This is a genomic window from Methylobacterium sp. C25 (assembly GCF_021352225.1).
Lineage (GTDB): Bacteria > Pseudomonadota > Alphaproteobacteria > Rhizobiales > Beijerinckiaceae > Methylobacterium.
The window spans coordinates 21,463-47,450 of the sequence record NZ_JAAUVI010000004.1; the positions used below are offsets into that span (position 1 = coordinate 21,463).

The 25,988-nt window shown below is 66.5% G+C and carries 24 protein-coding genes, 1 tRNA gene and 1 pseudogene; 12 read left to right on the plus strand and 14 right to left on the minus strand.

The features are described 5' to 3' along the window. Nucleotides 1-210: 210 nt before the first annotated feature. Both HCU64_RS12680 and HCU64_RS12685 read left to right on the plus strand, forming a co-directional pair. Nucleotides 211-4,275 (plus strand): hypothetical protein, encoded by a 4,065-nt coding sequence (locus HCU64_RS12680; RefSeq protein WP_233384326.1) that lies wholly within the window; start codon nt 211-213, stop codon nt 4,273-4,275. 277 nt (nt 4,276-4,552) lie between these two features. After that, nucleotides 4,553-5,377 (plus strand): hypothetical protein, encoded by an 825-nt coding sequence (locus tag HCU64_RS12685; protein ID WP_233384328.1) that lies wholly within the window; start codon nt 4,553-4,555, stop codon nt 5,375-5,377. Nucleotides 5,378-5,741: 364 nt separating this feature from the next. On the opposite strand, the gene HCU64_RS12690 is transcribed toward HCU64_RS12685, so the two are convergent. Next, nucleotides 5,742-5,818: transfer RNA gene (locus HCU64_RS12690), tRNA-Met, on the minus strand. A gap of 188 nt (nt 5,819-6,006) precedes the next feature. Here HCU64_RS12690 and HCU64_RS12695 point away from each other — a divergent pair. The 4 genes from HCU64_RS12695 to HCU64_RS12710 all read left to right on the plus strand — a co-directional run bounded on the left by HCU64_RS12695 (nt 6,007) and on the right by HCU64_RS12710 (nt 9,853). Beyond that, nucleotides 6,007-6,957, plus strand: coding sequence for a histone deacetylase family protein (locus HCU64_RS12695; protein WP_233384329.1), 951 nt, complete (start codon nt 6,007-6,009; stop codon nt 6,955-6,957). Between the two features lie 44 nt (nt 6,958-7,001). Beyond that, on the plus strand, nt 7,002-7,928 hold the full coding sequence (locus HCU64_RS12700) for a DNA-3-methyladenine glycosylase family protein (RefSeq protein WP_233384330.1): 927 nt from the start codon (nt 7,002-7,004) through the stop codon (nt 7,926-7,928). Between the two features lie 128 nt (nt 7,929-8,056). Next, the gene (gene ada / locus HCU64_RS12705; protein WP_442785954.1) at nt 8,057-9,163 is read left to right on the plus strand and encodes a bifunctional DNA-binding transcriptional regulator/O6-methylguanine-DNA methyltransferase Ada; all 1,107 of its coding nucleotides are present in this window, start codon (nt 8,057-8,059) and stop codon (nt 9,161-9,163) included. Nucleotides 9,164-9,304: 141 nt separating this feature from the next. Continuing rightward, nucleotides 9,305-9,853: a hypothetical protein gene (locus tag HCU64_RS12710; protein WP_233384331.1), complete on the plus strand. Its 549-nt coding sequence runs from the start codon at nt 9,305-9,307 to the stop codon at nt 9,851-9,853. On the opposite strand, the gene HCU64_RS12715 is transcribed toward HCU64_RS12710, so the two are convergent. The 12 genes and pseudogenes from HCU64_RS12715 to HCU64_RS12770 form a co-directional block, all read right to left on the minus strand. Next, nucleotides 9,850-10,611, minus strand: coding sequence for an ABC transporter permease (locus HCU64_RS12715; protein WP_233384332.1), 762 nt, complete (start codon nt 10,609-10,611; stop codon nt 9,850-9,852). The genes HCU64_RS12710 and HCU64_RS12715 overlap by 4 nt on opposite strands. After that, nucleotides 10,608-11,534, minus strand: a complete 927-nt coding sequence (locus HCU64_RS12720; RefSeq protein WP_233384333.1) for an ABC transporter ATP-binding protein — start codon at nt 11,532-11,534, stop codon at nt 10,608-10,610. The genes HCU64_RS12715 and HCU64_RS12720 overlap by 4 nt, the downstream gene beginning before the upstream one ends. Nucleotides 11,535-11,613: 79 nt before the next feature. After that, the gene (locus HCU64_RS12725; RefSeq protein WP_233384334.1) at nt 11,614-11,802 is read right to left on the minus strand and encodes a DUF1192 domain-containing protein; all 189 of its coding nucleotides are present in this window, start codon (nt 11,800-11,802) and stop codon (nt 11,614-11,616) included. Nucleotides 11,803-11,895: 93 nt separating this feature from the next. Continuing rightward, complete coding sequence (locus tag HCU64_RS12730) at nt 11,896-12,945, minus strand: saccharopine dehydrogenase family protein (RefSeq protein WP_233384335.1); 1,050 nt, start codon at nt 12,943-12,945, stop codon at nt 11,896-11,898. 67 nt (nt 12,946-13,012) lie between these two features. Further along, nucleotides 13,013-13,498: a F0F1 ATP synthase subunit B family protein gene (locus HCU64_RS12735; protein WP_233384733.1), complete on the minus strand. Its 486-nt coding sequence runs from the start codon at nt 13,496-13,498 to the stop codon at nt 13,013-13,015. 33 nt (nt 13,499-13,531) lie between these two features. Then, complete coding sequence (locus HCU64_RS12740; RefSeq protein WP_233384337.1) at nt 13,532-14,113, minus strand: F0F1 ATP synthase subunit B family protein; 582 nt, start codon at nt 14,111-14,113, stop codon at nt 13,532-13,534. A 110-nt stretch (nt 14,114-14,223) separates the two neighbouring features. Continuing rightward, nucleotides 14,224-14,451 carry a F0F1 ATP synthase subunit C gene (locus HCU64_RS12745; protein ID WP_007566773.1) on the minus strand — a complete coding sequence of 76 codons (228 nt, stop codon included), beginning with the start codon at nt 14,449-14,451 and terminating at the stop codon, nt 14,224-14,226. A 53-nt stretch (nt 14,452-14,504) separates the two neighbouring features. Then, on the minus strand, nt 14,505-15,260 hold the full coding sequence (locus HCU64_RS12750) for a F0F1 ATP synthase subunit A (protein WP_233384734.1): 756 nt from the start codon (nt 15,258-15,260) through the stop codon (nt 14,505-14,507). A gap of 144 nt (nt 15,261-15,404) precedes the next feature. After that, on the minus strand, nt 15,405-15,770 hold the full coding sequence (locus HCU64_RS12755; RefSeq protein WP_233384338.1) for an AtpZ/AtpI family protein: 366 nt from the start codon (nt 15,768-15,770) through the stop codon (nt 15,405-15,407). A 167-nt stretch (nt 15,771-15,937) separates the two neighbouring features. Next, the gene (locus HCU64_RS12760; RefSeq protein WP_233384339.1) at nt 15,938-16,591 is read right to left on the minus strand and encodes a DsbA family protein; all 654 of its coding nucleotides are present in this window, start codon (nt 16,589-16,591) and stop codon (nt 15,938-15,940) included. A gap of 84 nt (nt 16,592-16,675) precedes the next feature. Next, nucleotides 16,676-17,164: a DUF721 domain-containing protein gene (locus HCU64_RS12765; protein WP_233384340.1), complete on the minus strand. Its 489-nt coding sequence runs from the start codon at nt 17,162-17,164 to the stop codon at nt 16,676-16,678. 163 nt (nt 17,165-17,327) lie between these two features. Then, nucleotides 17,328-17,677, minus strand: a pseudogene (locus HCU64_RS12770) (DUF1428 domain-containing protein). A gap of 137 nt (nt 17,678-17,814) precedes the next feature. Between HCU64_RS12770 and mutY the strand changes: the two are divergent. Then, complete coding sequence (gene mutY, locus HCU64_RS12775) at nt 17,815-19,053, plus strand: A/G-specific adenine glycosylase (protein WP_233384735.1); 1,239 nt, start codon at nt 17,815-17,817, stop codon at nt 19,051-19,053. Nucleotides 19,054-19,125: 72 nt separating this feature from the next. On the opposite strand, the gene HCU64_RS12780 is transcribed toward mutY, so the two are convergent. Further along, on the minus strand, nt 19,126-20,331 hold the full coding sequence (locus HCU64_RS12780; protein WP_325169972.1) for a site-specific DNA-methyltransferase: 1,206 nt from the start codon (nt 20,329-20,331) through the stop codon (nt 19,126-19,128). A 598-nt stretch (nt 20,332-20,929) separates the two neighbouring features. On the opposite strand from HCU64_RS12780, the gene HCU64_RS12785 reads away from it, so the two are divergent. The 5 genes from HCU64_RS12785 (at nt 20,930) to HCU64_RS12805 (ending at nt 25,935) form a co-directional block, all read left to right on the plus strand. Next, entirely contained in the window at nt 20,930-21,265 is a 336-nt protein-coding gene (locus tag HCU64_RS12785) for a septal ring lytic transglycosylase RlpA family protein (protein WP_442785965.1), read from the plus strand. A 133-nt stretch (nt 21,266-21,398) separates the two neighbouring features. Next, nucleotides 21,399-21,713, plus strand: coding sequence for a polyhydroxyalkanoic acid system family protein (locus tag HCU64_RS12790; protein WP_233384342.1), 315 nt, complete (start codon nt 21,399-21,401; stop codon nt 21,711-21,713). A gap of 89 nt (nt 21,714-21,802) precedes the next feature. Beyond that, nucleotides 21,803-22,027, plus strand: a complete 225-nt coding sequence (locus tag HCU64_RS12795; protein ID WP_233384775.1) for a hypothetical protein — start codon at nt 21,803-21,805, stop codon at nt 22,025-22,027. Between the two features lie 43 nt (nt 22,028-22,070). Next, nucleotides 22,071-23,879, plus strand: coding sequence for an ABC-F family ATP-binding cassette domain-containing protein (locus HCU64_RS12800; protein ID WP_233384343.1), 1,809 nt, complete (start codon nt 22,071-22,073; stop codon nt 23,877-23,879). 424 nt (nt 23,880-24,303) lie between these two features. Then, nucleotides 24,304-25,935, plus strand: a complete 1,632-nt coding sequence (locus HCU64_RS12805; RefSeq protein ID WP_233384345.1) for a porin — start codon at nt 24,304-24,306, stop codon at nt 25,933-25,935. Nucleotides 25,936-25,988: the final 53 nt, after the last annotated feature.

Genomic DNA, 25,988 nt, shown 5'->3' on the forward strand with positions numbered 1-25,988 from the left:
GGATCAAGTCGCTCGATGGTTTGGTCCGACCAGCGCAGGACCGACGTTGACATGAGATGGGCGACATCATTGGTGGACGCATCTGGAAGCCGTCGAAGGAATGCGACTCCGGCGTCTCTCGGACACCGGCTTTCAGACCTGCACGGGCCCTCGCTTCGTATCGAGGCCCAGTGCGCACATGGACCTTGCTTCTGACCGCAATCGGATCCGATGAGTTCGCGCGACACATTTGCATCGCCCGTCGACGAACTGGTCCCAAGTGGCGACAGAGCTCGGGAGGCAGTCGCAGCGCTCGAGGGCTATGCCTATCAGATCCTGGCTGCCGCGCTGGCCTGGGTGGAGAGCAGCTCGAACGAACGGATCTACCTTGAGGTCGCAGAGGACTACGCGCTCGCGGTGGAGGATCGGCTCGAAGCGGTGCAGGTGAGGCGAACCGAAGGCTCGGGCTCCATTACGCTCAACAACCGCAAAGTGCAGGACGCCATCGCCTCGTTCGTGGGTCACGTGGCGCGCAATCCGAGATTTCAGGTCTCTCTCAGCTACCTGACCACATCGGAAATTGGGACTGAACGCCCGGCTGGCGATTGGCCGGCCGGCATGGCGGGCCTCGAATACTGGCGAAAGGCAGCTGCCGGTGCAGACGTTGCGCCGCTTCGGACGATCCTGGAAGCCGATCCCTATCCCGACACGGTCAAGGACTTCGTTCGTCAGTGCGACGACGACGCCATTCGCTCCAGGCTCTTGAAGCGGATCAGGTGGGAGGCGGGACAGCCACGTTTCGCGGACCTGCGTGAACAGCTCGAACGTCGCTTGGTCGTTCTCGGTCGGGATCTGTTCGGCCTTCCGATACAGCGGGCCAGTACCCTGGCCGATACGATCGCCTTCCGCGTCCTGGAGAAGAGCGTCCTGAAGACGCCGGCCGAGAGGGTGCTGCAACGCGACGAACTCTACGAGCTGATCGAGCGGTCCTCCCGGGTGTCCGTTCCCCAGGCTACTCTGGACGCCATCCTCGGGCGGCTCGGCGCGAGCCTGCTCGGCGGCGGAACGAGCCCGCTAGAGGTGGCCCATCCGGATTGGCTCATAGCGGGCGGGAGCCTTCCTCGGCCTGGGATCGTTGTACGTCGCTCCGTCCTCGAACGCACCGTGACGGATGCCCTGGCCGCGTCCGGTGCGGCCATTCTCCATGGCGCAAGCGGACTCGGCAAATCCCAGGTCGCGCGTCTCGCGGCCGAAACCCACGCCGCTGCGTACCTGTTGATCGATCTGCGCGTCGAGGCCGCGGCGGATACTCGAGCCCGGCTCGACGTCCTCCTCGGCCGAATTGGGGCTTTCGAGGCATCGGTCGTCGTCTTCGAGGACTTGAACCACCTCGAGGATCCAGGCGTCCTGAGAAGTTTCGCGCGGGTCGTCTCCGCTCTGAGGCGCCGCGATCAGGTCGCCGTTCTGACCTGCTACCGGGCGCCGTCGGCGCGTCAGCTATCGGACGCCGGCATCGATCCGCGCGGATCTATCGAATGTCCCTATTTCGACCTCGACGAGACGCGGGAGCTCGTCCGTCTCCATGACGGCGATCCGGATCGTTGGGGTCGTCTTGCCTATGCCGCGGGTGCAGCCGGCCATCCTCAACTGACGCACGCCTTCATCAGCGGCCTCGCGGCGCGCGGCTGGCCGGCCGAGGAGATGCGCGAAATCGTTGGGAGCGGCCTGACGAGCGGCGACATCGATGCGGAAAGGGCGGCAGCACGGCGCGAATTGAATGCGCTGCCGGAAAGCGCCCGCACTCTTCTGTACCGCCTGAGCCTGATGAGCGGCGGGTTCGGCCGCGCGACCGGACTAGCCCTCGCCGGAACCCCCCCGCCTGTCGATCGGGCAGGCGAGGCGATGGATCTCCTGATCGGTCCTTGGATCGAAACGACGGGCCGGGATCGCTACCGCGTCTCGCCTCTCGCTCGCACCATGGGTCGCGACATGCTGCCGGAAGCGGAGCAGCAGCGCCTCCACGGGGTGATCGCGGTACGCTATCTCTCGAATCGGGTCGTAAACGCCAACGACTTCGACACCATCCTCGTGCATGCGCTTGTCGGGAAGGCGGACCAGGCGCTGGTGGTGCTGTCGAACAGCGTCATAGGATTGCCGGAAGGCAAGCTCTCCGAGCTCTCGGAGAGCGCAACGCTCTTCTGTGCGCTAGATGCCGGCCGGCCGATCTATCCCAGCTCGCCAGTCGTATCCGCACTGTTGAGGCTCGCGCAGTTCAAATTGCTGACGGTGACCTCCGAAAGGAGCGGCGCGGACGCCGTGGCCACGGCGTCACTTCGGGATGCTTCCCGGATCCCCGATGATTTTTTGAGGATCCATTGCGAATTGATGATCCTCGGGAGCGTGTTGACGACGCCTGGTGTGGCCGACTTTCTCGACGACTGGGTGGGATGGCTGCAGAGGTGGAAGGACGTCCTCGCATCGCCCGTACTCGACGCGGAGTTGCGCTCGACCTTCGAGAGGGTCGCGGCCGACAAGAAATACGACTCGTATGCGATGGTGTTCAGCATGGGCTCAAGCCGCCTGACATCTGTCGGCAGGCTCGAAAAGATCATCGACGATCTTGATGGACTATCGGCGGCCGAGCGCAATGCATGGCTGTCACCCTCGTCCCCCCATGGTCCGGACTTCACGGTCTTCATCAACGCACCCTGGGCTCACGAGGAGAGCAACGAAAACTTCGACGTGGCGGATGCCGAGACCGCCTACGCGAGGATCGCCGTAAAGACGGGCAAGTGGGGGATTCGGTCTCTCGCATTCCAGCCGTGGTTGGCGCGCGCCGTCCTTCATGACGAGCGTCTGGGCGACGGCGACCGGGCACTGGCGGTGCTCGACGAGGCGGTCGAAGAGTTGGGTGATCATCGGCTCGTTTCTCGAGCCCGCGCCAAGATCTTCTGGCGGCGCGGAGACCACTCCGAGGCTCTCTCGATCATGCGCGGAATCGCCGATCTGGTCGGAGAAGGTTCGGCGGTCGAGCGGGCCTACGCCCTCCGGCAGGCGGCGATCAGCGCCGCCGAATGCGCCGACTGGAGGCAGGCGATCGAATGGTTCCTTGAAGCGAGGACGTCCGCCGCGGCATGCGAGACCGACGATATGCGGGCGATGGGCGTCGGTCTCGGCGCCGACGCCGCGCTGGCCCTCCATCGCGATGGAAGGACCGGTGAAGCAATCCGGGGTCTTGAAGAAGCGCTTACGGCATTGGCGGAGGTGGATTCTTCATCCTTGCCATCTGGCCGATTCGTGCACGTGGCCGTGCGCAGCGCGGTCTTCTCGCTTCTCGCGACCGTCGAAGGCGAGACCCGCGGCGATAGCAGCATGCCCTTCTCCCCGGGTGCATGCAGCAATCCGCAGCCCCCCAAGGAGATCATGGAAAGACGGGCGGGCTCAATCGATCTGTCGTGGTACGTTCTAGCGACCGTCGACGTAACATCGGGTCTCGACGTCGGCGTGGCAGACCGGCTTCCGGAGATGCTGAGCGGCGGTGAAATCCCGCAGATGGAGGCCAACCTCCGTCTCGTCCGCATGCGTGCGGCGATCGAGCGTTCCGATGGGAAGGCATTCGCCGAGAGCCTGCATGGATATGTCGATGCGGCCAGCTATCTCGCGTCCGGTGCGGCGGGACCGCCCCTCGATCTCGTGGCGGCGGATCCGCCGCGCGGCACGATCCCATCGATCGATCATGGATCGGCGTCGGCCGAAACCATCGCGGTCGACGCGATCACTTGTTTCGGTCTGCGCGCGTTTCTCGCGGAACGCCATGTCGGCCTGACGTCGCTGCTAACCGAGCTCCGGGCGCTGCTCGGAGATCGCCATCTTGGCCATCGCCTGCTCGATGGCGAGGATACGCGACCGGCTATGCACGTCCCAAATGCGGTCTGTCGTGCGATCGTACGGACGCCCGAAGGCCGTTCGCTGGAGCCGAGAGCCCTCTGGTGGACAGGCATGTGGTCGATCATCCACCTGCACAGGTCCCGCTTCTCAGGAAAGCTGATCCCCGTTCTCGCGGATTGGCTACGCGAACGTTGGCATCACGCCGTCGAGCACCGGTCCTTCCGCCTGACGCAGCCTTCGAGGACGATCCCGCCGATCCGGGCGGCTTTGAGTGAGGCGCGCAACGACGGCCCTTTCGTCGCCGCTCTTCTTCTCGCGGCCGCGGACGCGGCGATCCACGAGTTGCCCTCGAACTTTCGCTCATTCTTGGAGCATGGGTCGGTCAGGAGGCCGATCGAAAGCGAATGACCCGCCCTAGGGGTGGGGCTCCGGGGATCTGGAAGGTCTCGCCGCGCCCGGTTGTCTTCGTCGACGAGGGCGATCGTCTCGATCGAGAGGCTTGGCATCCCCTCGAAGCCAGATATGAGAAAGGCGCGGCCTTTAGGGCCACGCCTTCCACATTGGGGTTTAGACTCTCAAGGTGCCGTAGCTAGTCCCACGGACCCGCGGCGCCATTGCGCCACCACCAAGCGAGTGCGGTCGTTATAGATCGGCCAACATGCCAGGACAAGGGATCACGTCGTTCGTGTCGCGTCATGCCGCCACCCGCGAATTGCTCGGGAGCTATCTCACCTTCACGCCTCGCCCCGTCGAAACGGACCGACTCGAAGCCGACATGGGGCTGTTGAATCGCGCGCTTCTCGACGACGCGATCAAGGAAGCGACGGCCGTCCGTGAGAAGAAGGGCGTTCCCGCGGATCAGCAGCGGCTGGTCCTCCATCAGATCTACACGCGCAAGGTGAAGGAGCTGTCGTCGCTCTACCCATTCATCTTCGCCGTCGAGAACAGCCTCCGATCATCGCTTGCGGACCATTCGGCCAGAAAATTCGGCCGCATGGATTGGTGGATCCTGATCCGGGATGCGCGGGCAGCCGGCTATGACCACACGCACTTTCCCAACATCGCGACGGTGCCCGTCAACGGTCGGTTCGTGCAGGCCGTATTTCGAGGGTTCGAACGCATGAGCAACCCAGCTCACAAACAGAGCGTGGCGGGACCGGATCGGACCGACCAATTCTACTACACGCTCAGTCTCGGCGACCTCTGGAACATCCTCAAGGAGGACTGGAACATGACACGTGGCATGTTCTGCTCGGACCACCAGTTTGGACTCAAGCTGACCAGCCAAGTCTTCGACCAGACGATGCGCGTGATCAAGGACGCTCGCAACGAGATCTTCCACAGCAACCCGATCCGCAACCGCACCAAGGTGATCGAGGCATGCGAGCGCATTCTGAACGGGCTCGGGATCCATCTCGGCGACTACGATGCCGACCTCGGTGCCGCCCAGGCCGGACGCGCCACGCCCAAAGTGGCCCGAACCGATCGTCATTTGATCCCGGCCAGATGATCACCGCACGTGGCAGCGGTGTGCGGCGCTGACTTCCATCGGCCCGGCGATTGACCCGATCGCGCTCCACTAAACGATGCGCGTCGGCAGCGGAGGATCACCTCGATGATCACGTTCGAGGCGTTCACCCGCTTCGTCGTTCCTCGCGCAGATGAGGATGCGACCGATGCCCATGAAGGAGCGGCCAACTGCTCCGATCCTTGTTCAGGAATGGTAATCGAAGGAGCGGAAGGGACTGGCCGCCGGCCTCTTGAAGGAGCCGATTGGCCCCACCGAAGATTCTTTCGATGCGACCCAAAAGCGACCCAGAGGCTTTGCGGCTAATTTGTCGCTTGAAGTATTGGCTCTAACCTGTTGCGTCTAATGGTAGCGAGGGAGGGATTTGAACCCCCGACACAAGGATTATGATTCCTCTGCTCTGACCAACTGAGCTACCCCGCCACGCATCACGGCCGGCAACCATGTCGAGACGCGGTCGCCGGCCGGAGATCGGCGATATAGGGAATCCGGCTCGGCGGTGTCAACGCATGCCGGCGCCGATCTCAGAGCCTCGCGCCCATAAAATACTGTCGACCAGATACCTGACGGCATTGTAGGGAGGCAGGGCACAGGCAAAGGCGACGCTCCTCATGCAGACGCTCCTCCTCACGCATCCCGCTTTCGTGGCGCACGACACGGGCCAGGGCCACCCCGAGCGGCCGGCGCGGATGGAGGTGATCGATCGCGCGCTCGCCGATCCGGCCTTCGCGGGCCTGCGCCGGGAAGAGGCGCCGCTGCGCGACGACCTCGAAGAGCAGATCCTGCTCGCACATCCGGCCGACTATCTCGACCACATCAAGAGCGTCGCCGCCAACCGCGCTGCTCTGCCGGCCCATCTCGACCCCGACACGGTGATGTCGCCGGGTACCTACGAGGCGGCCTCGCGCGCCGTGGGGGCAGGCTTGCGCGGGGTCGATGCCGTGCTCGATCCGGCTTCGGGCATCCGCAACGTGTTCTGCCAGGTACGGCCCTGCGGCCACCATGCCGAGCCGAGCCGGGCCATGGGCTTCTGCCTGTTCTCGAGCGCGGCCATCGCGGCCCTGTACGCGAAGAAGCGGTATGGGCTGGAGCGTGTCGCGGTCCTGGATTTCGACGTCCATCACGGCAACGGCACCCAGCGCGTCTTCTGGGACGACGACAGCCTGTTCTTCGGTTCGACCCACCAGATGCCGTGGTTCCCGGGCACTGGCGCCGTCTCGGAGCGCGGTGTCGGCAACATCCACAACGCGCCGCTGCGGGCGGGCGACGACGGCGAGATCTTCCGCGAGGCCTTCGGGCAGGCGATCCTGCCGGCACTCGATGCCTTCCGGCCCGACCTCATCGTGATCTCCGCCGGGTTCGATGCCCATGAGGACGATCCGCTCGGGCAGTTGCGCCTCAACGAGGCGGATTTCGCCTGGGCGACGCATGTGATCAACGAGGCTGCGCATCGGCATTGCGGCGGCCGCGTCGTCTCGATGCTGGAAGGCGGCTACAACCTCGCTGCTCTCGGCCGATCGGCCGCCGTTCACGTCGAGGCCCTGATGGAGAGCGCCGCCTAGCACGGGCTTGCAGCGCTCGCCTGCCCGACGCGAGAGTCCGGCCGATGAGCCAGGATTCGAGCGTCACCCCCGTCACGCTGCCCTACCGGGCCCCATACGATTGGCAGGCCCTCCTCGATTTCCTGGCCGCTCGTGCGATCCCCGGCATCGAGCGGGCGGGGCAGGGCGTCTATGCCCGGACGATCTCGATCGAGGGCCGGCATGGCACGGTCACGGTGCGCCATGCGCCTGAAGGCGAGGCGCTGAGGGCCGAGCTTCGATTTCCCGAGGCGCGGCAGGAGCCGGTGATCGCGGCGCGGCTGCGCCATCTGTTCGACCTCGACGTCGATCCGGCGGAAATCCGTGCGCGGCTCGCCAGCGACGCGGATATCGCTCCGCTCGTGCGTGCACGCCCCGGCCTGCGGGTACCCGGGGCCTGGAGCGGCTTCGAGCTCGCCATGCGCGGCATCCTGGGCCAGCAGATCTCGGTGGCGGCGGCAACGCGCCTGGCCGGAAAATTGGTCACGGCCTACGGCACGCCGTTGATGGGGGAGGGCGAGACGGGGCTCACCCACGCCTTTCCGGCTCCCGAGCAGCTCGTCGAGGCGGATGTGTCGCTCGTGCTGAACATGCCGCGCGCGCGGGGGGCCGCGATCCGTGCCGTGGCGGCCGCCTGCATCGAAGAGCCGGATCTCTTCGCCGTCGGACAGGGGCTGGAGACGGCCGTCGCCCGCCTCAAGGCGCTGCGCGGCATCGGCGACTGGACGGCGCACTACATCGCGATGAGGGCGCTCAAGGAGCCGGATGCGTTGCCGGCGGGCGATATCGGCCTGATGCGCGCCCTCGATGCGGGCTCCGGCCGGCCGAGCCCGCGGCAGCTTCTGACGCGAGCGGAGGCGTGGCGGCCGTTCCGCGCCTATGCGGCGATGCATCTCTGGGCGCGCGACGCGCAGATGGAGACGGCACGACTGACGGCGAAGGCCAACCGATGAGCGAGGGCCGGCCGATCTGGAGATTGCCGAGCAAGAGCCGGGAAGAAGCGGACCTGAACCCGCGTCAGGATGAGCGCATCGAAGGCGTCGCGAACGCCGTCACGCCATCCGATAGGGAGAGCCGAGTCATGCTGATTCCGGTACACGAGAGCGCCCCGACCCGCAGCACCCCGCCCATGGACACGAGCGACGAAGCCCGCTGGGCCGCCTTCAGCACCGCCGACAAGACGGCCGATGGCAGCTTCGTCACCGCGGTGAAGACCACGGGGATCTACTGCCGGCCGAGCTGTCCGGCCAAACGCGCCAAGCGCGAGAATGTCCGGTTCTTCGAGACCTGCGAGGAGGCCGAGGCAGAGGGTTTCCGGGCCTGCAAGCGCTGCCAGCCGAACCAAGCATCCCGCGAAAACCGCCAGGCCCAGGCCGTTGCCCGTGCCTGCCGTCTGATCGAGGAGGCCGAGACGCCGCCCGCCCTCGATGCGCTCTCCGAGGCCGCCGGGATGAGCCCCTTCCACTTCCACCGCACGTTCAAGCGGATCACCGGAGTGACCCCGAAGGCCTATGCCGGCGCCCACCGTGCAGAGCGCGTGGCCTCTGGCCTGCGCGAGGCGCGTACGGTCACCGAGGCGGTCTATGATGCGGGCTACAACGCCGCGAGCCGCTTCTATGCCGATGCCGGCGAGCGGCTCGGCATGAGCCCGACCGCCTATCGGCAGGGTGGGACGGGCGCGCAGATCCGCTTCGCCGTCGGGCCATGCTCTCTCGGGCAGATCCTGGTCGCCGCGACGGAGAAGGGCGTCTGCGCCATCATGATGGACGACGATCCGGATGTGCTGCTGCGTGACCTCCAGGACCGCTTTCCGCATGCCGAGCTCACCGGTGGTGATGCGGGTTTCGAGGCATTGGTCGCACAGGTGATCGGCCTCGCCGAGACGCCAGGGCGGAGCGTCGAGCTCCCGCTCGACATTCACGGCACGGCCTTTCAGCAGCGGGTCTGGGAAGCTCTCAAGCGCATCCCGGCCGGGACGACGGCGACCTACAAGCAGGTGGCCCAGGCCATCGGCGAGCCCGCGGCCGTGCGGGCCGTGGCACGGGCCTGCGGAGCAAATCCCGTCGCTCTGGCGATCCCCTGTCACCGGGTCGTGCGCTCCGACGGCTCGCTCTCCGGCTATCGCTGGGGTGTAGCCCGCAAGCGCGACCTGCTCGACCGGGAGGGCGCGAAGCCGCAGCGGACGTGATCGGCGCCGATCGCAAGGGCAGTCTTCCGCAACGGTGCCCTGATTCTCACGACAACTGCCGAGACGGCAGCGACAAGGCCTGACGGTTAACGCTCAGTTATCGAAAAAGAATCAACGCTCGAACAAAGATCATTCCCAGATGTGGCAGAAACTGTTTCGACGTTTTTCTGTTCACGATCGGGGTCATTTGATCTTGCGATCCTTGATATGCACAGCGGCATAGATAGCAAACTGAACGCAGCCGAAGGAAATCCTGAAGAAGGAGATGGTCTCGTGCCCGAGATCGTCACGGAAGCATCAAAAACCTTGCCCGCGCCGGTCGTCGTCTGGCTCGATCCGACTCGGCCGGAATTCGGCACGCGGGTCATCACCACGGTGCCGGATGGTTTGGCCGCGCTCAACCGCCACGGTATCGACGATGCCAAATACGGTCCGCACGCGCAGCTCTGGCGAGATGCGGCGACGGCGCTGAACTCGGCGAGCATCGAACCCAACCCCAACAATCTGCGGCTGGCCTTCGATGCGATGCTCAGGCTGGTGAAACGGGTCGCGCCCGTCCCGACCCGCGTGCGGGTTCTGTCGGCGCCGCGAGGATTGCGTGAGCGGGTGCTCGGCCTGCTCGCCCCATCTTACGGCCGGCTCGATCTGGCCGGCCCGCCATCGCGCGCCTTTTACGGTCGAGGCGATTAGCTCTTCAGCCGATATCCGGTCTTGAACATCCAGGTCACCGCGCCGAGGCAAAGGGCCAGGAACAGGGCCGCCATCCCCATGCTGATGGCGACACCGACATCGCCCTTGCTGAAGAAGGCCCAGCGGAAGGCGCTGATCAGATACACGACCGGGTTGGCGTGGCTCACCACCCACCAGAAGGTCGGCAGCACGTCGATCGAGTAGAAGCTGCCGCCGAGGAAGGTGAGGGGGGTGACAATGAGGAGAGGAACGAGCTGCAGCTTCTCGAAGCCGTCGGCCCACAGCCCGATCACGAAGCCGAACAGGCTGAACGTTACCGCGGTCAGGATCAGGAACAGCAGCATCGCGATCGGGTGATCGATGCGCAGTGGCACGAGGAAGGCCGCAGTGCCCAGGATGATCAGCGCGATCAGGATCGATTTCGTCGCCGCCGCGCCGACATAGCCGAGCACGATGTCGAAGGGCGAGACGGGAGCGGACAGCAACTCGTAGATCGTGCCCGAGAAGCGCGGGAAGTAGATCCCGAACGAGGCGTTGGCGATGCTCTGCGTGAGCAGCGAGAGCATCATCAGGCCTGGCACGATGAAGGCGCCGTAGGGCACCCCGTCGATCATCTGGGACTGCTTCCCGATCGCCGCGCCGAACACGACGAAATAGAGCGAGGTCGAGACCACCGGAGCGACGATGCTCTGCAGAGCCGTGCGCCAGAACCGGTTCATCTCGAACTTGTAGATCGCCTGGATCGCAGGGAGGTTCATGCGGCGTCCCTCACCAGATCCACGAAGATCTCTTCGAGGGAGCTCTGGCTCGTGTCGATGTCCTGGAAGCGGATGCCTGCTGCGGCGAGGTCGGTGAGCAGACCCGTGATGCCGGTGCGGCCGCCACGCGTGTCGTAGGTGTAGATCAGCTCAGAGCCGTTCTTGGCGAGCTCGAGATGATGGTCGGCGAGGTCTTCGGGGATCGCGGCAAGCGGCTCGGGGAGGTGAAGCGTGAGCTGCTTCTTGCCGAGCTTGCGCATCAGTTCGGCCTTCTCCTCGACCAGGACCAGTTCGCCCTTGCGGATGACGCCGACCCGGTCGGCCATCTCCTCCGCTTCCTCGATGTAGTGGGTGGTGAGGATGACGGTGACGCCCGAATCGCGCAGCCGCCGCACCATCCGCCACATGTCCTGGCGCAGTTCCACGTCGACGCCGGCCGTCGGCTCGTCGAGGAACAGGATCTTCGGCTCGTGGCTCAGCGCCTTGGCGATGAGAACCCTGCGCTTCATGCCGCCCGAGAGCTGCATGATCCGGCTGTCGCGCTTCTCCCAGAGGGAGAGGTCCTTGAGCACACGCTCGATATGGGCTGGGTTCTTGCCGAGACCGAACAGGCCGCGGCTGAAGCTCACCGTGTTGAACACCTTCTCGAAGGCGTCGGTGGTCAATTCCTGCGGCACCAGCCCGATCAGGCTGCGGGCGGCACGATAGTCGTTCGTGATGTCGTGGCCGTCGACGGTGATCGTGCCGGTGCTCGGCGTGACGATCCCGCAGACGATGTTGATCAGCGTCGACTTACCGGCGCCGTTGGGGCCGAGCAGCGCGAAGATCTCGCCACGCCGGATCTCCAGGTTCACGTCCTTCAACGCGGCCAGGCCGGAGGCATAGGTCTTCGAGAGACCGGAAATGGTGATGATCGGCTGCATTGCGGCCTACAATTCGGGGAGGGGCCGCGGTGACGGTCGCGGCGCCGATAGCACGGCAGGGACGAACGGCGGGTGCGAATTAGCTCTTGAAGATCGAGCCCGCGGCATTACGGGCCGCTTCCTTCGCGGTTTTCGCCGCTTCCAGGCGCTCGATCTCGACGCGCAGCAGCGCGATGCGCTCGACGAGATCGCCGACGGAGAGCTCGTCGAGCTTCTGCCCGATCTCGTGGCTCGCGAGCTTGCGTGGCCGAAAATCCTCGTCGTGCATGCCTCGGTCGACCGGTTGGCCGCTCCCTGCAAGAAAGTGCCGGGGGCATAGCGGGTGAGCCCGTCCTCCGTCCACCCGGCGACACGGGGCGGCTCAGAGATCCTGGCGCTCTACCCCTTCGAACGGCACGATGAAGTCCGCCCCGTAAGCCGTTGCCGGCGTTTGGTATCCCGGCCTCGCCTCGCCTGCGGCCGCGCGGCGGGCGGTTTCCACGGCGGTCGAGGCGGTCAGGGTGTAGCCCTCGGGCGAGCGCATGCGGGTCGCGACTCGTCGCCCCTCCGCGTCCCAGGCCTCCGCCAGGAAGAGGCATTGCGAGCGGCTCCGCTCCTCGGGCGTCGGCCCAGGGGGCAGGCGGCGCTCGATGCCGCGCTTGAGCCAGCGTTGGCTGAGGTCGGTCGCCAGAAGCCGCTTCAAGAGCCTCGGCATCGCCGCCGCACGAGCGAGCGCCGGAGAGGCCTGGAAAAATACGTCGATGTCGGGGATTCCGGTGGAGTGCCAAGCGGTGGCGACGTCGCCCCAGCCGAGGCCGATGGTCGGGCGGGGGCCGGCGCCGAAATCGGCACTGGCGCGCGGCGTCTCGGCAATCTCGACGATTCGCCCGGCCCGCCTCACGCGTGTTCCGTAGGCGACCCCTTCGAGCATCGTCTTGGCCGTGCCGCGACTGATGCCCTGGAAGCCGCCGATCGAGAGGCGCAGCCGTGTCGCGCCCGGCAGGCGCGCCGCCGTATGGGCCGCGAGGCAATCGCTCGGCACGACGTCGAAGCCAGCGCCGGGCAGCAGCATGATCCCGGCAGCCACGGCCTCGCTGCCGCGGGCGGCCAGTGTCTCGAACACGTCGATCTCGCCGGTGATGTCGACGTAGTGCACGCCGGTGGCGAGACAGGCCTCGACCATCGGCCGAGCCGTGGCCGAGAAGGGCCCGGCGGCATGCAGCACCGCCTTCATGCCGGCGAGGCCGTCGCGGATCGAAGCAGGGGCGTCGAGGCCGAAGGCGCGCCATTCGAGACCCAGACCATCGGCCAGGTCCCGCACGGCCGCGCCGCTGCGGCCGGCGAGGATCGGACGGAGGCCCCGCGCGACGGCGTGCTCCGCGCAGAGGCGGCCCGTGTAGCCGGTGGCGCCGTAGATCAGGAACCTGCTCATTCGGGCGTACCTCCCAAATGAAAAAGCCGCCCGGAGGCGGCTTGTTCGATCACCGTGCCTGTTTCGCTCAGGCCTGGAGGCGGGTCTTCACGTCGCCGAGGCTCGCCTTGACGAGGTCCTGGGCGGTCTGACCCTGCAGGCGCTCGCGCAGCAGCGTCTCGGACACCTTCACCGCAGCGTCGGCAGCGGCGGCGCGAACCTGCGCGGCAGCCTGGGCCTCGGCCTGGGCGATCTTCTGCTCGGCCGACTTGGTGCGACGGGCGATGTAGTCCTCGAGGCGGGCATGGCCTTCCGCGTCGATGCGGCGGGCCTCTTCCTGCGCGTCGGCGACGATGCGCTCGGCGTCCTTCTCGGCCTCGGTGCGGCGGCGCTTGTAGTCGGCGAGCACGGCGGCGGCTTCCTCGCGCAGGCGCTTGGCCTCGTCGAGCTCGTGACGGACGCGGTTGGCGCGGCCGTCGAGGCCCTTGGTCATCATGCCGAAGCCGCCGACCTTCCACACGATCGCGGCGAAGATCACGAAAGCGACGGCGACCCAGAATTCCGCGGTCATCACCATGGCGGTCACAAGTCCTTACGAGCGAGTATCTTAATGGACGGCGTCGAGAGCGCGGTCGAGATTGGCCTTGTCCGGCGCATGGCCGGTGAGGCGCTCGACGATGCTCGCGGCGGTCTCGCCCGCGATCTCGCGGACATTGCCCATGGCGCGGGCCGTGCTCTCGCGGATCGTCGTCTCGGAGGCGGCGATCTTGGCGTTGAGCTCCGCTTCCTTGTCCTTGCGGCGCTTGTCGGATTCGGCGGCGAGCTTCGAGCGGGCCTCCTGGGCGATGCCCTGGGCGGTGCTCTGGGCGTCGCGCAACGACTTCTCGTAGGCGGCGCCGGCGGCGTCGGCCTCGGACTTCATGCGCTGCGCCTCGTCGAGATCGGCGGCCAGGCGGTCGGCGCGCGACTGCAGGATGCCCTCGATGCGCGGCAGCGCGACCTTGGACATCAGGTAGTAGAGCAGGCCGAAGGCAAGGGCGAGCCAGATCAGCTGCGAGAGAAAGGTATGGGTCTCGAAGGGCGGAAAGGCGCCGCCATGCGAGGGCTGCTCGGTATGAGCGCCGTGAGCCGGGACGGCTTTCACGTCCGAATTGGCGGGCGGTGTCGTAAGGGCGTTGTGCTCGGCCATGGCCTCGTCCGGTGACGGAGTATTCCGGCTCCGACGAGCGGAGCGTCTACGCGTCTGTCAGGAGACCTGCCGTTCCGGACCGAAACCCGAAACGGCAGACCCCAGAAAAATCAGACGGCGAAGAGCAGGAGCAGCGCGATCAGCAGCGAGAAGATGCCGAGTGCTTCCGTCAGCGCGAAGCCGAGGAGCAGGGTGGCGCGCTGGCCATCGGCAGCGGAGGGGTTGCGAAGGGCGCCGGCAAGGAACTGACCGAACAGGTTGCCGAGGCCGATGCCCGCACCCGCCATGCCGAGGCAGGCGAGACCAGCACCGATGTACTTCGCAGCGACGGGATCCATAAGAAGCTCCTGAGTCCTTGATCTGATGTTCGTGAGGGCGGGAGAAGCCGGCCTCAGTGGCCGGGGTGAAGGGCGTCGTTGAGGTAGATCGCGGTCAGCGTCGCGAAGACGTAGGCCTGCAAAGCCGCGACCAGGAATTCGAGCGCGGTCAGCGCGATCGTCAGGAAGAGCGGCAGCGGAGAGAGCACGCTCCAGGCACCGGCCGAGAGCAGGCCGACGACGAAGAAGGCGAAGATCTTCATCGCGATGTGTCCAGCCAGCACGTTCGCGAAGAGACGAACCGAGAGGCTGATCGGACGCGAGATGAAAGAGATGATCTCGATCGGCACCAGCAGGGCGAGCAGCGGCTTCGGCACGCCCGACGGCACGAACAGGCCGAAGAAGTGGGTGCCGTGCTTCATCACGCCGAAGCCCACCACCACGCAGATCACCAGGAAGGCGAGGCCGAAGGTGACGATGAGGTGGCTGGTCACTGCGAAGGCATAGGGGATCATGCCGAACAGGTTGAGGATCAGCACGAACATGAAGAGCGAGAACACGAACGGCATGAAGCGCTTGCCGGCATCGCCGGTAGCCTGGTGCACGGTATCCGCGATGAACTCGTAGAAGATCTCGGCCAGCGACTGCATGCGGCCGGGGACGACCGAGCGGGACGCGGTCGCGACGATGGTGATCAGCGCGATCACCGCGACGGCGGCGAACATGTAGAGCGCCGACTGCGTGAACGCGATCTGCTGATTGCCGATGTGCCCGAACGGCACGAGCGAATGCAGCTCGAACTGATGGATCGGGTCCGGTCGCAACGCCACCTGGTGCGCCGGGTCGATGCTGCCCGCCATGCCTTCTTCCGCCCCTTGTCCTTCGTGCCGGCGACCACGCCGTTCTGTGCGCGTGGCCATACACGATGCGCCCCGAGTCTCAAGACCCCCGGCGTCGTTTCGGCGCAAAATGCCCTATTGCGGGTCTTTTCCGCCCGCCTGCCCGGTGAACCCGCTCAGGCGCATGACGTTGTAGATCCCCGTGATGAAACCCAGCACGAGGAACACAACCAACCCCCACGGCGCAGTGCCGAGGAGACGATCGAAGAGCCACCCCAGGATCCCGCCGGCGATCACGCCCGCGACGAATTCCGTCGAGAGCCGCATGGCCTGCCCGATGGAGGAGCCGTCGGTGCGACCGGACCGCGCCGAAGCGTCGGGACCGGCTGCAGGCCGCTTCCGTTCAAGCTGCGTCTCGAGACGCTTCAGCCTCTCGGAGAGATCGTTGCCGGGGACTGATTTGGACTCTTCGCCCCCACGCCCTGTTTCGTTGCCGCTCACGAGGCCACTCACACCGGCGGAAGCGAAGGAACCGTTCGGCCGCCCTTCGAACGGGGCGCAACATAGTTTTGCCCCCCTTGTGAGTCAAGGCGGCCACGCTTTCCTTCAAGTCATTACAAAATCAGCAGATTTTTGGAATTTCGAGCCGCCGTCGGCGAGGCCCCCGATCAGGCTCCGAGGATCGGCTTGATGACCTTTTCCATGTCCTCGATGGTCATGGCACCGGCGAATTTCTGGCCGTTGATGAAGAAGGTCGGCGTGGACTCGACCTTGAGCACGTCGAGGGCACGGGTCTTCACGGCGTTGATGCCGGCGAAGATCTTCTTGTCGCCGAGGCAGGCCTCGACCTTCTCCTTGGTGAAGCCGGCCTGACGCAGCAGCGTCTCAATGGCGTCGACCGGATTGACCGGCGGCCGCACGAAGGCCCAGGCCTCCTGCTGGTCGAAGAGCAGGTCGGTGACCGGATAGTACTTCTCGTTGCCATCGCAGCGGGCGAGCATGAAGCCGGCCGTGGCACGCGGATCGAGGGGGAATTCGCGCAGGGTGAAGCGCACCTTGCCGGTATCGATGTAGCGCTCCTTGAGCACCGGCAGGGTCGTCTTGTGGAAATGCGCGCAGTGCGGGCAGGTCATCGAGGCGTATTCGATGATCGTGACCTTGGCGTCCGCCGGGCCGAGCCAGACGTCACCGAGCGGCCCGGCTTCCATCAGGGCGGCGGTGTCGGCCGATTGGGCCAGCGCCGAAACCGACAGGCGGGGCAGGAGCGCGGCCGCGCCGACCGCGAGACCAGTGATTTTCACAACGTCGCGCCGGGTAATCATGGCGATGGCAAGCTCCGCTCGGACTAAACGGTCCTTATTTGCGTGCGGTAGAACTGCCGACAAGCGAAGGCAAGCCGCGCGGCATCAGCGCCGGACCGGCGCAGAGGCCAACACGGCAATGCCGAGACGGTCGAGGGCGTCACGCAGGCCGTCCTCCTCGATCCGCGAGACCGCTAGGGCGACCTCGCCCCGCCGCGCCGGATCGATCACGCCTGCCGCGGGCCGGCGCAGGCCCGAGTGGACGCGACCCTGCTTCATCACGACGCGGCCGACGCAGGCCCACCCGTAATGCGCGTTGATGCGCTGGATCACCACCGGCAGCAGATGCTGGAGCTCCAGCGCGAAAGCCCCCTCGACCCGAACTACGAGCGTCCCGGATTCGGCACGGCTCGTCGGGTCGGCCCGCTTCTGGCGCGGCCATTCGAGTTTGACCGGCTGGCAGGCGCGCGCGAGCCGTTCGCCGACGATCTCCGGCCAGGCGGCGAGGATGTCGGTCGAGGCGAAACCCTGGGCCGCGAAAGCCGGCCCGATACAGGCTTCGATCAGTTCGGCGAGCGGTTTGGCCCGGGCCATGAAGGGTTGGTACCCATCCCAGAACGGCGCGACGCGCCACCATCCGATCATAGCGCAAGGCAGGCTGCACGTCGCTTAACCGAAGGTCACGGAAGCCAGACCATTTTTTTTCGACGTCATTCCGAGGCGCCGAAGGCGAACCCGGAATGACGCTCGCAGATCATTACAAGTCGAGAAACGGCACGAACCCGCCGAAGATCATCCGCTTGCCGTCGAAGGGCATGTCGGGGCCTGGCTGCATGCGCGGATCGGCCATGACCTTGGCGTTCACCGCGTCTCGGCTCTCTCGCGATTCGTAGACGATCCAGGAGAAGCCGACGACCTCGTCATCTTCAATTGGACCGCGCGCGGGAACGAGGTCAGTTCGCCGTAGGGCACATCGTCACCGAGACATTCGACGAAAGACAGCGCGCCGTATTCCATCCAGACCTCGCGCGCCTTGCGGGCCAGCTCCTTGTAGGCCTCGATCTTGTCCTTCGGCACCGGGATCACGAAACCATCGACGTAGGGCATGCGGGTCTCCTCGCTGCGTTCGATCACACCTCGATAAGACGAACGAGCGCGCGCTTTCCCGACACGGAGCGCGAACTTTTTCGGCTCGCGACGATGCCGCCTTTGCCATGACCCGCGCTGCCGATAAGACCAATCCCATGCCCGCGCCCGCACAGACTCTCCGCGCGCCTGCCCGCCCGAACGCCTCCGATCTCCTCGTCTGGTACGACCGCCATCGTCGCGTGCTGCCGTGGCGGGCGCTGCCGGGCGAACGGCCGGACCCGTATCGCGTCTGGTTGTCCGAGGTGATGCTGCAGCAGACCACGATCGCGGCGGTCAAACCGTATTTTTCGAAGTTTCTGAGCCTGTTTCCCGACGTCGCGGCGCTCGCCGCCGCGCCGGAGGAGCGCGTGATGTCGGCCTGGGCGGGGCTCGGCTACTACTCGCGTGCGCGCAACCTGCACGCCTGCGCGAAGGCGGTCGCTGCGGCCGGCACCTTCCCAGATACGGAGGAGGGGCTTCGCAAGCTCCCCGGCATCGGCGCCTACACGGCCGGCGCCATCGCGGCGATCGCCTTCGCCCGCCCGGCCGCTGCCGTCGACGGCAATGTCGAGCGGGTGATGACCCGGCTGTTCGCTATCGAGACTCCGCTGCCGGCGGCACGCAACGAGATCCGCGCCCTGACCCTCGACCTCGTGCCGCACGCACGGCCCGGTGACTTCGCCCAGGCCGTGATGGATCTCGGCGCAACCATCTGCACCCCGAAGCGCCCAGCCTGCGCGCTCTGCCCCTGGATGACGCCCTGCCAGTCCCGCGCCGCGGGACTGCAGGAGACGTTCCCGCGCAAGATCAAGAAGGACAAGGGCGTGCTCAGGAAGGGCGCGGCCTTCGTGGTGGTGCGGGCCGGCGACGAGGCGATCCTGCTGCGCACGCGCTCGCCGGAAGGCCTGCTCGGCGCGATGGCCGAGCCGCCGACCAGCGCCTGGGCGCCGGACTACGATCCTGCCAAGGGCCTGCTCGACGCGCCGCTCGACGCCCGCTGGAAGCGGCTGCCGGGCATCGTGAAGCACGTCTTCACGCATTTCCCTCTGGAGCTGACGGTGTTTTCGGCGCGCGTCGCGGCCGGGACGGGCGCACCGGCAGGAATGCGATTCACGCCGGGAGCGGGGCTCGACGCGGAGCCGCTGCCGGGTGTGATGAAAAAGGTGCTCGCGCACGCGCTCGACGTGAAAGTCGCCATGGCCCCGTCGGTCACGGCACAACCCGCGGATCTCGCAACGCCTTTCGAGCCGGAGCCGCTGCCGCGACGCGCTCCGCTCCAAAAGCCGCCGCGCTCGCGCCCCTCCGACCTCGCCCGGATCGTGAAGAAGCCGCCGAAGGCGACACGCAAGCGCTGATGGCGCAACGCAAAAACCCTCACCCCGGCGAGGGGAGAGGGTTTTGCCGTCCTGAGCGCAGACGTTCGCTGGCTACTCGGCCGAAGCGTTCGCGCTGCGATAAGCGCTGCGGAAGTCGTCGATCACGACGAGCTTTCCGGCTCGCTCGGCATGCCAGAAGGTCCAGCCGTTGCAGGCCGGAAGGCCCTGCACCAGCGCGCCGACCTTGTGGATCGAGCCCTGGACCGGTCCGACGCTGAGATTGCCGTCGGGCCGCACCGTCGCCTTGAAGCGGCGGCGGTCGTCCATCAGCGTCTCGCCGGCGCGCAGATGGCCCGCCTCGAGGACGCTCAGGAACGGGATGCGCGGCTCCGAACGCTTCGGCGTCGCGATGGTGAGGGCCGCCGTCGAGAGCGGCTCGACCGCATCGATGCGGGCACGGGCGGCCTCGGCATAGACCGTATCGCGCTCGCAGCCGATGAAGCGGCGGCCGAGGCGCTTGGCGACGGCGCCGGTGGTGCCGGTGCCGAAGAACGGGTCGAGCACCACGTCGCCGGGATTGGTGGCCGAGAGCAGGGTGCGGGCGAGCAGGGCCTCGGGCTTTTGCGTCGGATGCACCTTCTGGCCGTCGGCGCCCTTGAGGCGCTCCTCGCCCGTGCAGAGCGGGATGAACCAGTCCGAGCGCATCTGGAGGTCTTCGTTGCCTCCCTTCAGCGCGTCGTAATGGAAGGTGTAGCCTTTCGAATCCGCCGAGCGGGAGGCCCAGATCAGGGTCTCGTGCGCATTGGTGAAGCGCTTGCCGCGGAAGTTCGGCATCGGGTTGGCCTTGCGCCAGACGATGTCGTTAAGGATCCAGAAACCGAGATCCTGAAGCGCGCTGCCGACCCGGAAGATGTTGTGGTACGAACCGATCACCCAGAGGGTCGCGTTCGGCTTCATCACGCGGCGTGCGGCCTTGAGCCATTCGCGCGTGAAGGCGTCGTAGGCCTCGAAGGTGGCGAACTTGTCCCAGTCGTCGTCGACGGCGTCGACGCGGCTCTGGTCGGGACGCAGCAGGCCTGCATCTCCGAGCTGGAGATTGTAGGGCGGATCCGCGAAGACGCAGTCGACACTCGACGGCGGCAGCGAGTTCATGGAGGCGATGCAATCGCCGACCAGGATCTCGTCGAGCGGAACAGTGGTGGGATGACGCTGGACGGAGGGTGCGAGACCCATCCGCGGCGCCGACGCTGCCCGCCCGGAACGCGAGACCTGAACCCGGGCGGTGGCGCCGGCGACCGCGGTACGCGGGGAAGCCATGGCAAACACCGGTTACGCGACTGACCACCGGACAATGGCCCAGCTAGGGTAAAAAGCGGGTTCCCCTAAAATTCGACGGGACGTGTCGAATTGGGGCTGCAGTTTTTGCCGGGTGCCGGAACGGCAGCGACGTCACGCGACTCGCGAAACCAAGCCCCGCATTCCGCGCAACCGTGGAACCATCATCACGCATGCGCATCAGTAATCGCCCAATGCGGACGAGCGGCGGATGAATGCTTCCCCACCAAGCTGAATGACACCGCCGCGTCGCACAGACAAAACAACCCCATAGTTATCAATACTTGTCGACGCCGTGCGCGCGTCTAGTCTGCCAAATAGCCTATCAGGCCAATTTGCCGCAACGCAACATGCGCGTCGCAATTTGGCCGCCTTCCGCTTCATTTTCCGCGGCGATCGCAACAACAAGGGAAAGCGACCGCATATGAACGTTGTCACTCGGAGCGCCGTGGCCTGTCTCGGCCTCGTGCTCGCCACTCTCACGCTGGCGGCACCTGCCGAAGCCCGCGCCGGGCATGCCGGTTTCCACGCTCGCGGACATCACGTCCATTTCGCGCGTCATGCGCATCACCGCCACCGCCTGCATGCGTCCCGCGCCCGCCGCTTCGGACACCGCGCGCGCCATGTCCGCCACGCATCGGGCGGCAACGCCTCGTGGTATGGTCCCGGCTTCCAGGGTCATCGCACCGCCAGCGGCGAGCGCTTCAACTCGGGCGGCCTGACCGCCGCGCATCGCAGCCTACCCTTCGGCACCCGCGTCCGCGTGACCAACAACGCCACCGGCCGCTCGGTCGTCGTGCGCATCAACGACCGTGGCCCCTTCGTCGGCGGCCGCCAGATCGACCTGGCAGCTGGTGCCGCGCGTGCCATCGGCATGACCGGCACCAGCTACGTCTCGATGTCGGTGGTGCGCTGATCGCGCCAGCCTGACACCAGCACCCCATCGAGGACCTGACCGGTCGGCGTTGTCATGACGCCGGCCGGTTCCCATTTTCGGGGCATGCTTCGGCCCGACGGCCGGCGCGCGGATACGGGAGTTGCGTCGAGCGATGGCGAAGCCTTTGGTGATGGAGATCCCGCACGAACTCGGCCTCGAGGAGGCCAAGCGCCGTCTCACCGACGGGACCGAGAAGGGCCGGGTCCTCCTCGAGAAGAGCGGCCTCAAGGTCGAGACCCTGGCCTGGACAGGCGACCGGCTGGATTTCGGCGTCGGCGCGATGGGCCAGAAGGTCGACGGGCAGGTCGACGTCCATCCCGACATGGTGCGGCTCGAAGTCCGCCTGCCGCTGCTGCTGTCGTTCTTCGCGGAGAAGCTCCAGCGGATCGTCGGCGACGAGGGCACCAAGCTCCTCACCAAGAAATAGTCCTTCGGAACAACGCCCCCCCGGTCCCGTTGGCGTCGGACCCGGAGGCGCCGGCTGCGCGCCTCGCCGTCAGCGTCGCTGGAGTGCGTATGTCGAATCCTGGTCCGATCCCGGAGCAACCGGTTCCGGAGACCCCGACCCCGCAAACGCCGCCGGATACGCCCTACGATCCGCCGCAGGTGCCATCGCCCAGTCCCGCGCCCGAGATCCCCGGCGGCACACCCTCGGAATCGCCGGGCGAGACACCGGTCGAGGTTCCCTTGCCGCCGCCTTCGCAGCCGACCCCGACCGGCCCGGCCAACCCGACCGCCTGAAGCGCTCTGGCGTCACGGCCCCGCGCCGGGTTAAGCCCCGGCCATGGCCGCTCCTCCGCTTCTCGCCCTCAAGGATATCGCGCTGACCTTCGGCGGCACCCCGCTGATCGAGTCGGCCGAACTCGCGATCTCGCCCGGCGAACGCGCATGCATCGTCGGCCGCAACGGCTCGGGCAAGTCGACACTGATGAAGATCGCCGCCGGGTTGGTGGAACCCGACCGCGGCGAGCGCTTCCTGCAGCCCGGCACCACGATCCGCTATCTCGCGCAGGAGCCGGATCTCTCCGCCTTCGACAGCGTGCTCGACTTCGTGGAATCCGGTCTCGCTCCCGGCGACGACCACTACCGCGCCCGCTACCTCGTCGAGAGCCTCGGGCTCACGGGCGAGGAAGATCCGAAGCGGCTCTCCGGCGGCGAGGCGCGCCGCGCCGCCCTGGCCCAGACGCTGGCGCCGGAGCCCGACATCCTGCTGCTCGACGAGCCCACCAACCACCTCGACCTGCCGGTGATCGAGTGGCTCGAGGGCGAGCTTTCCAGGATCCGCGCCGCCCTGGTCCTGATCAGCCACGACCGACGGTTCCTATCCGGCCTGTCGCGGTCCACGATCTGGCTCGACCGCGGCGTGACCCGGCGGATCGACCAGGGTTTTTCCGCCTTCGAGGCCTGGCGCGACAATTTCTTCGAGGAAGAGGAGCGCGACCGGCACAAGCTCGAGCGCAAGATCGCCGACGAGGAGCACTGGCTGCGCTACGGCGTCACCGCCCGGCGCAAGCGCAACGTGCGCCGCCTCGGCAACCTGCATGCGCTCCGCAAGGAGCGCCGGGACGACCGCCGACCCGTCGGCACCGCCACCATGACCACGGTGGAGGCCGAGGCCTCAGGCACGCTGGTGGTCGAGGCCAAGGGCATCTCCAAGACCTATGGAGAGCGCGCCATCGTGCGGGACCTCTCGATCCGGGTGACGCGCGGCGACCGGCTCGGCATCGTCGGCGCGAATGGTGCGGGCAAGACGACGCTGGTGAACCTGCTCACCGGCAAGATCGCTCCCGATTCGGGCGTGGCGCGACTCGGGACCAACCTGTCGATGATGCTTCTCGACCAGGCCCGCGCCACTCTGGAGCCGACCATGACGGTGACCGACGTGCTCACGGGCGGACGCGGCGACAGCATCATGGTGGGCGGGCACAGCCGCCACGTCATCGGCTATCTGAAGGACTTTCTGTTTACGCCGGAACAGGCGCGGACACCGGTCTCGGTGCTGTCCGGCGGCGAGCGCAACCGGCTGCTGATCGCCCGGGCCCTGGCGCAGCCCTCCAACCTTCTCGTCCTCGACGAGCCCACCAACGACCTCGACCTGGAGACGCTCGACCTGCTGCAGGAGATGCTCGACGAGTATTCCGGCACGTTGATCCTCGTGAGCCACGACCGCGACTTCCTCGACCGGGTCGTCGGCAGCGTCTTGGTCTCGGAAGGCGAGGGCCGCTGGACCGAGTATGCCGGCGGCTATTCCGACATGCTCACGCAGCGGGGCAAGGGCGTCGAGGCCCGCGCCGTGCCGGCCCGCGAACGCGTCGCCACGGAGCCCTCCGCGCCCCGCGCCGCCGAATCCTCGCGAAAGAAGCTCGGCTTCAAGGAACAGCACGAGCTGAAGACGCTGCCGGCCCGGATTGATGAACTCGAGACCGCGATGGGCCGCCTGCAGGGCGTCCTCGACGACCCGGACCTCTACGCCCGCGACCCGGCCCGGTTTGAGAAGGCCAGCGCGATGCTGGCCGCGGCCCAGGCCGAGCACGCCGCGGCCGAGGACCGCTGGCTGACCCTCGAAATGCTGCGCGAGTCCCAGGCCTCCTGAGCCAGTCTGCTCTGAAGACGTCGTCCATTCTCGACTCGCGGTATCCCGCGACTGATCTTTCCGGAGGTCAGGTCATCGGCAACGGCGGGTGCATCGCCAAGAAGAACGTTGCAGAACGGCGCATCTGCACAGCAGAAGTTGTTTTCCAGCACGAACAAAGCGTTGCTGGCGCGCAACAGCTTTTGCGGAAGCCAGTTTGCAACGGCTCTACGACGCCGAAGTCTGTTGCTCGTGCGGTCACGCTCCCGCATGGTAGCTCGGCAGCAGAGAAAAAAACCTCGTTGCTGGTCTGGCCGATGCCTCTGCGGGGAGGGCCGAACCACTAAGGGAAAAAGGACGAGGTCGCGGCGCTCCTCTGGGGGGACATCGCGGCCACCAACAAAGTCCGCTCCCAAGGGTCTCGAAACTTTCGGAGGTTTCCACAATGAAGCTCATCAAGAGCCTTCTCCTGGGATCGGCGGCGGGGTTGACCGCGGTCGCAGGGGCACAGGCAGCCGATCTCCCGGTCAAGAAGGCCGCCCCGATCGAGTACGTTCGTGTTTGCGGCGCCTACGGCGCTGGCTTCTTCTACATTCCCGGCACCGACACCTGCCTGCGCGTCTCGGGACGTGCGCGTGGTGAAGCCGGCATCAACACCAGCCCGAACCGTCGCACCAGCGGTGACACCTCCCAGTTCCGCGGCCTGCTGCGCATCAACATCGATGCCCGCACCCAGACCGACTACGGCACCCTGCGCGCCTTCGCCCGCCTCGAGGCTGCGAGCGCCACCGGTGAGGGCAAGATGGCTTCGGGCACCCAGGCCCGTATCGGCAACGGTTACTTCGGAACCGGCCAGGACTCGTTCAACCGCGTGCAGGACTACGTGCAGGCCGAGAAGGCTTTCATCCAGTTCGCTGGCCTGACCGCTGGTCGCGCATCCTCGTTCTTCGACTTCTACGCCCACGACTTCGAGATCATCGGCTCGTCGCTCGGTTCGGACCAGGCCTCGACCAACCTGTTCGCCTACACCAAGACCTTCGGTGAAGGTTTCTCGGCGACGCTCTCGATGGAAGATCCGAACTTCCGCAAGAACCCGATCTTCTCCAACGGCGGCTCGCTCCCGAGCAACTCCGCTGTGACCAGCGCGATCGGCCAGACCTTCTTCGGTATCGGCACCAACGCTCCGACCCCGGTCATCCTGAACTTCGGTCCGACCGGTGCGGTTGCGAACGTCGGCTACGTGGACGTCGTGCAGCGCTCGCGCATGCCCGATTTCGTCGGCGCCCTGCGCTACGATCAGCCCTGGGGCTCGCTCCAGATCTCGGGTGCTGTGAAGGACATCAACACCGGCGGCTTCACCAGCACCATCACGACGGCTCCTGGCCAGGCGGCCATCACGACTGCCGGTGCCGCTGCGGCACTCGCAGCTCGCGGCATCACCTCTGGTACGCAGACCGATTACGGCTGGGCCATCCAGGGCGGCGCCAAGTTCAACCTGCCGTTCATCTCCCCCGGCGACTCCCTGTACCTGCAGGGCGCTTACGGCGAGGGCGCTGCCAACTACACCGGCTACACCTCGTATATCGGCCGCTACACCCAGGCGACCGGCATCGTCAGCGGTGGCCCGTGGAACGTCTACATGAACGACGCCGTGATCAACCCGGTCACCGGCAGGCTCGAGCTGTCGAGCAGCTGGACGGTCGTCGCATCGTACCTGCACTACTGGACGCCTCAGTGGCGCTCGGCCGTGTACGGCTCGTACGGTGAGATGCATCAGCCGGCCGGCGCAACGGCAGCCCTCCGCGGTCTGGCGGGTGGCGGCACGGGCATCACTGGCCTGCCGAGCGCCAACCCGGCGGCTCTGACGGCAACCTCGACCCTGGTCAACACCTCCCAGGTCGTTACCGGTGCGAGCCTGATCTGGTCGCCGGTCAAGGACCTCGATATCGGTGCCGAGGGTCAGTACATCCGCGTCGACACCCTCAACGGTCAGCGCGTGCTCAACACCGACACGGGCCGCCTGGTCTCCGGCCAGGACACCTTCCAGGCTCGCGTCCGCGTCCAGCGCGACTTCTAAGTCTCGCAGACCAACCATCGACGAACCTCCAACCCCGGCTTCGGCCGGGGTTT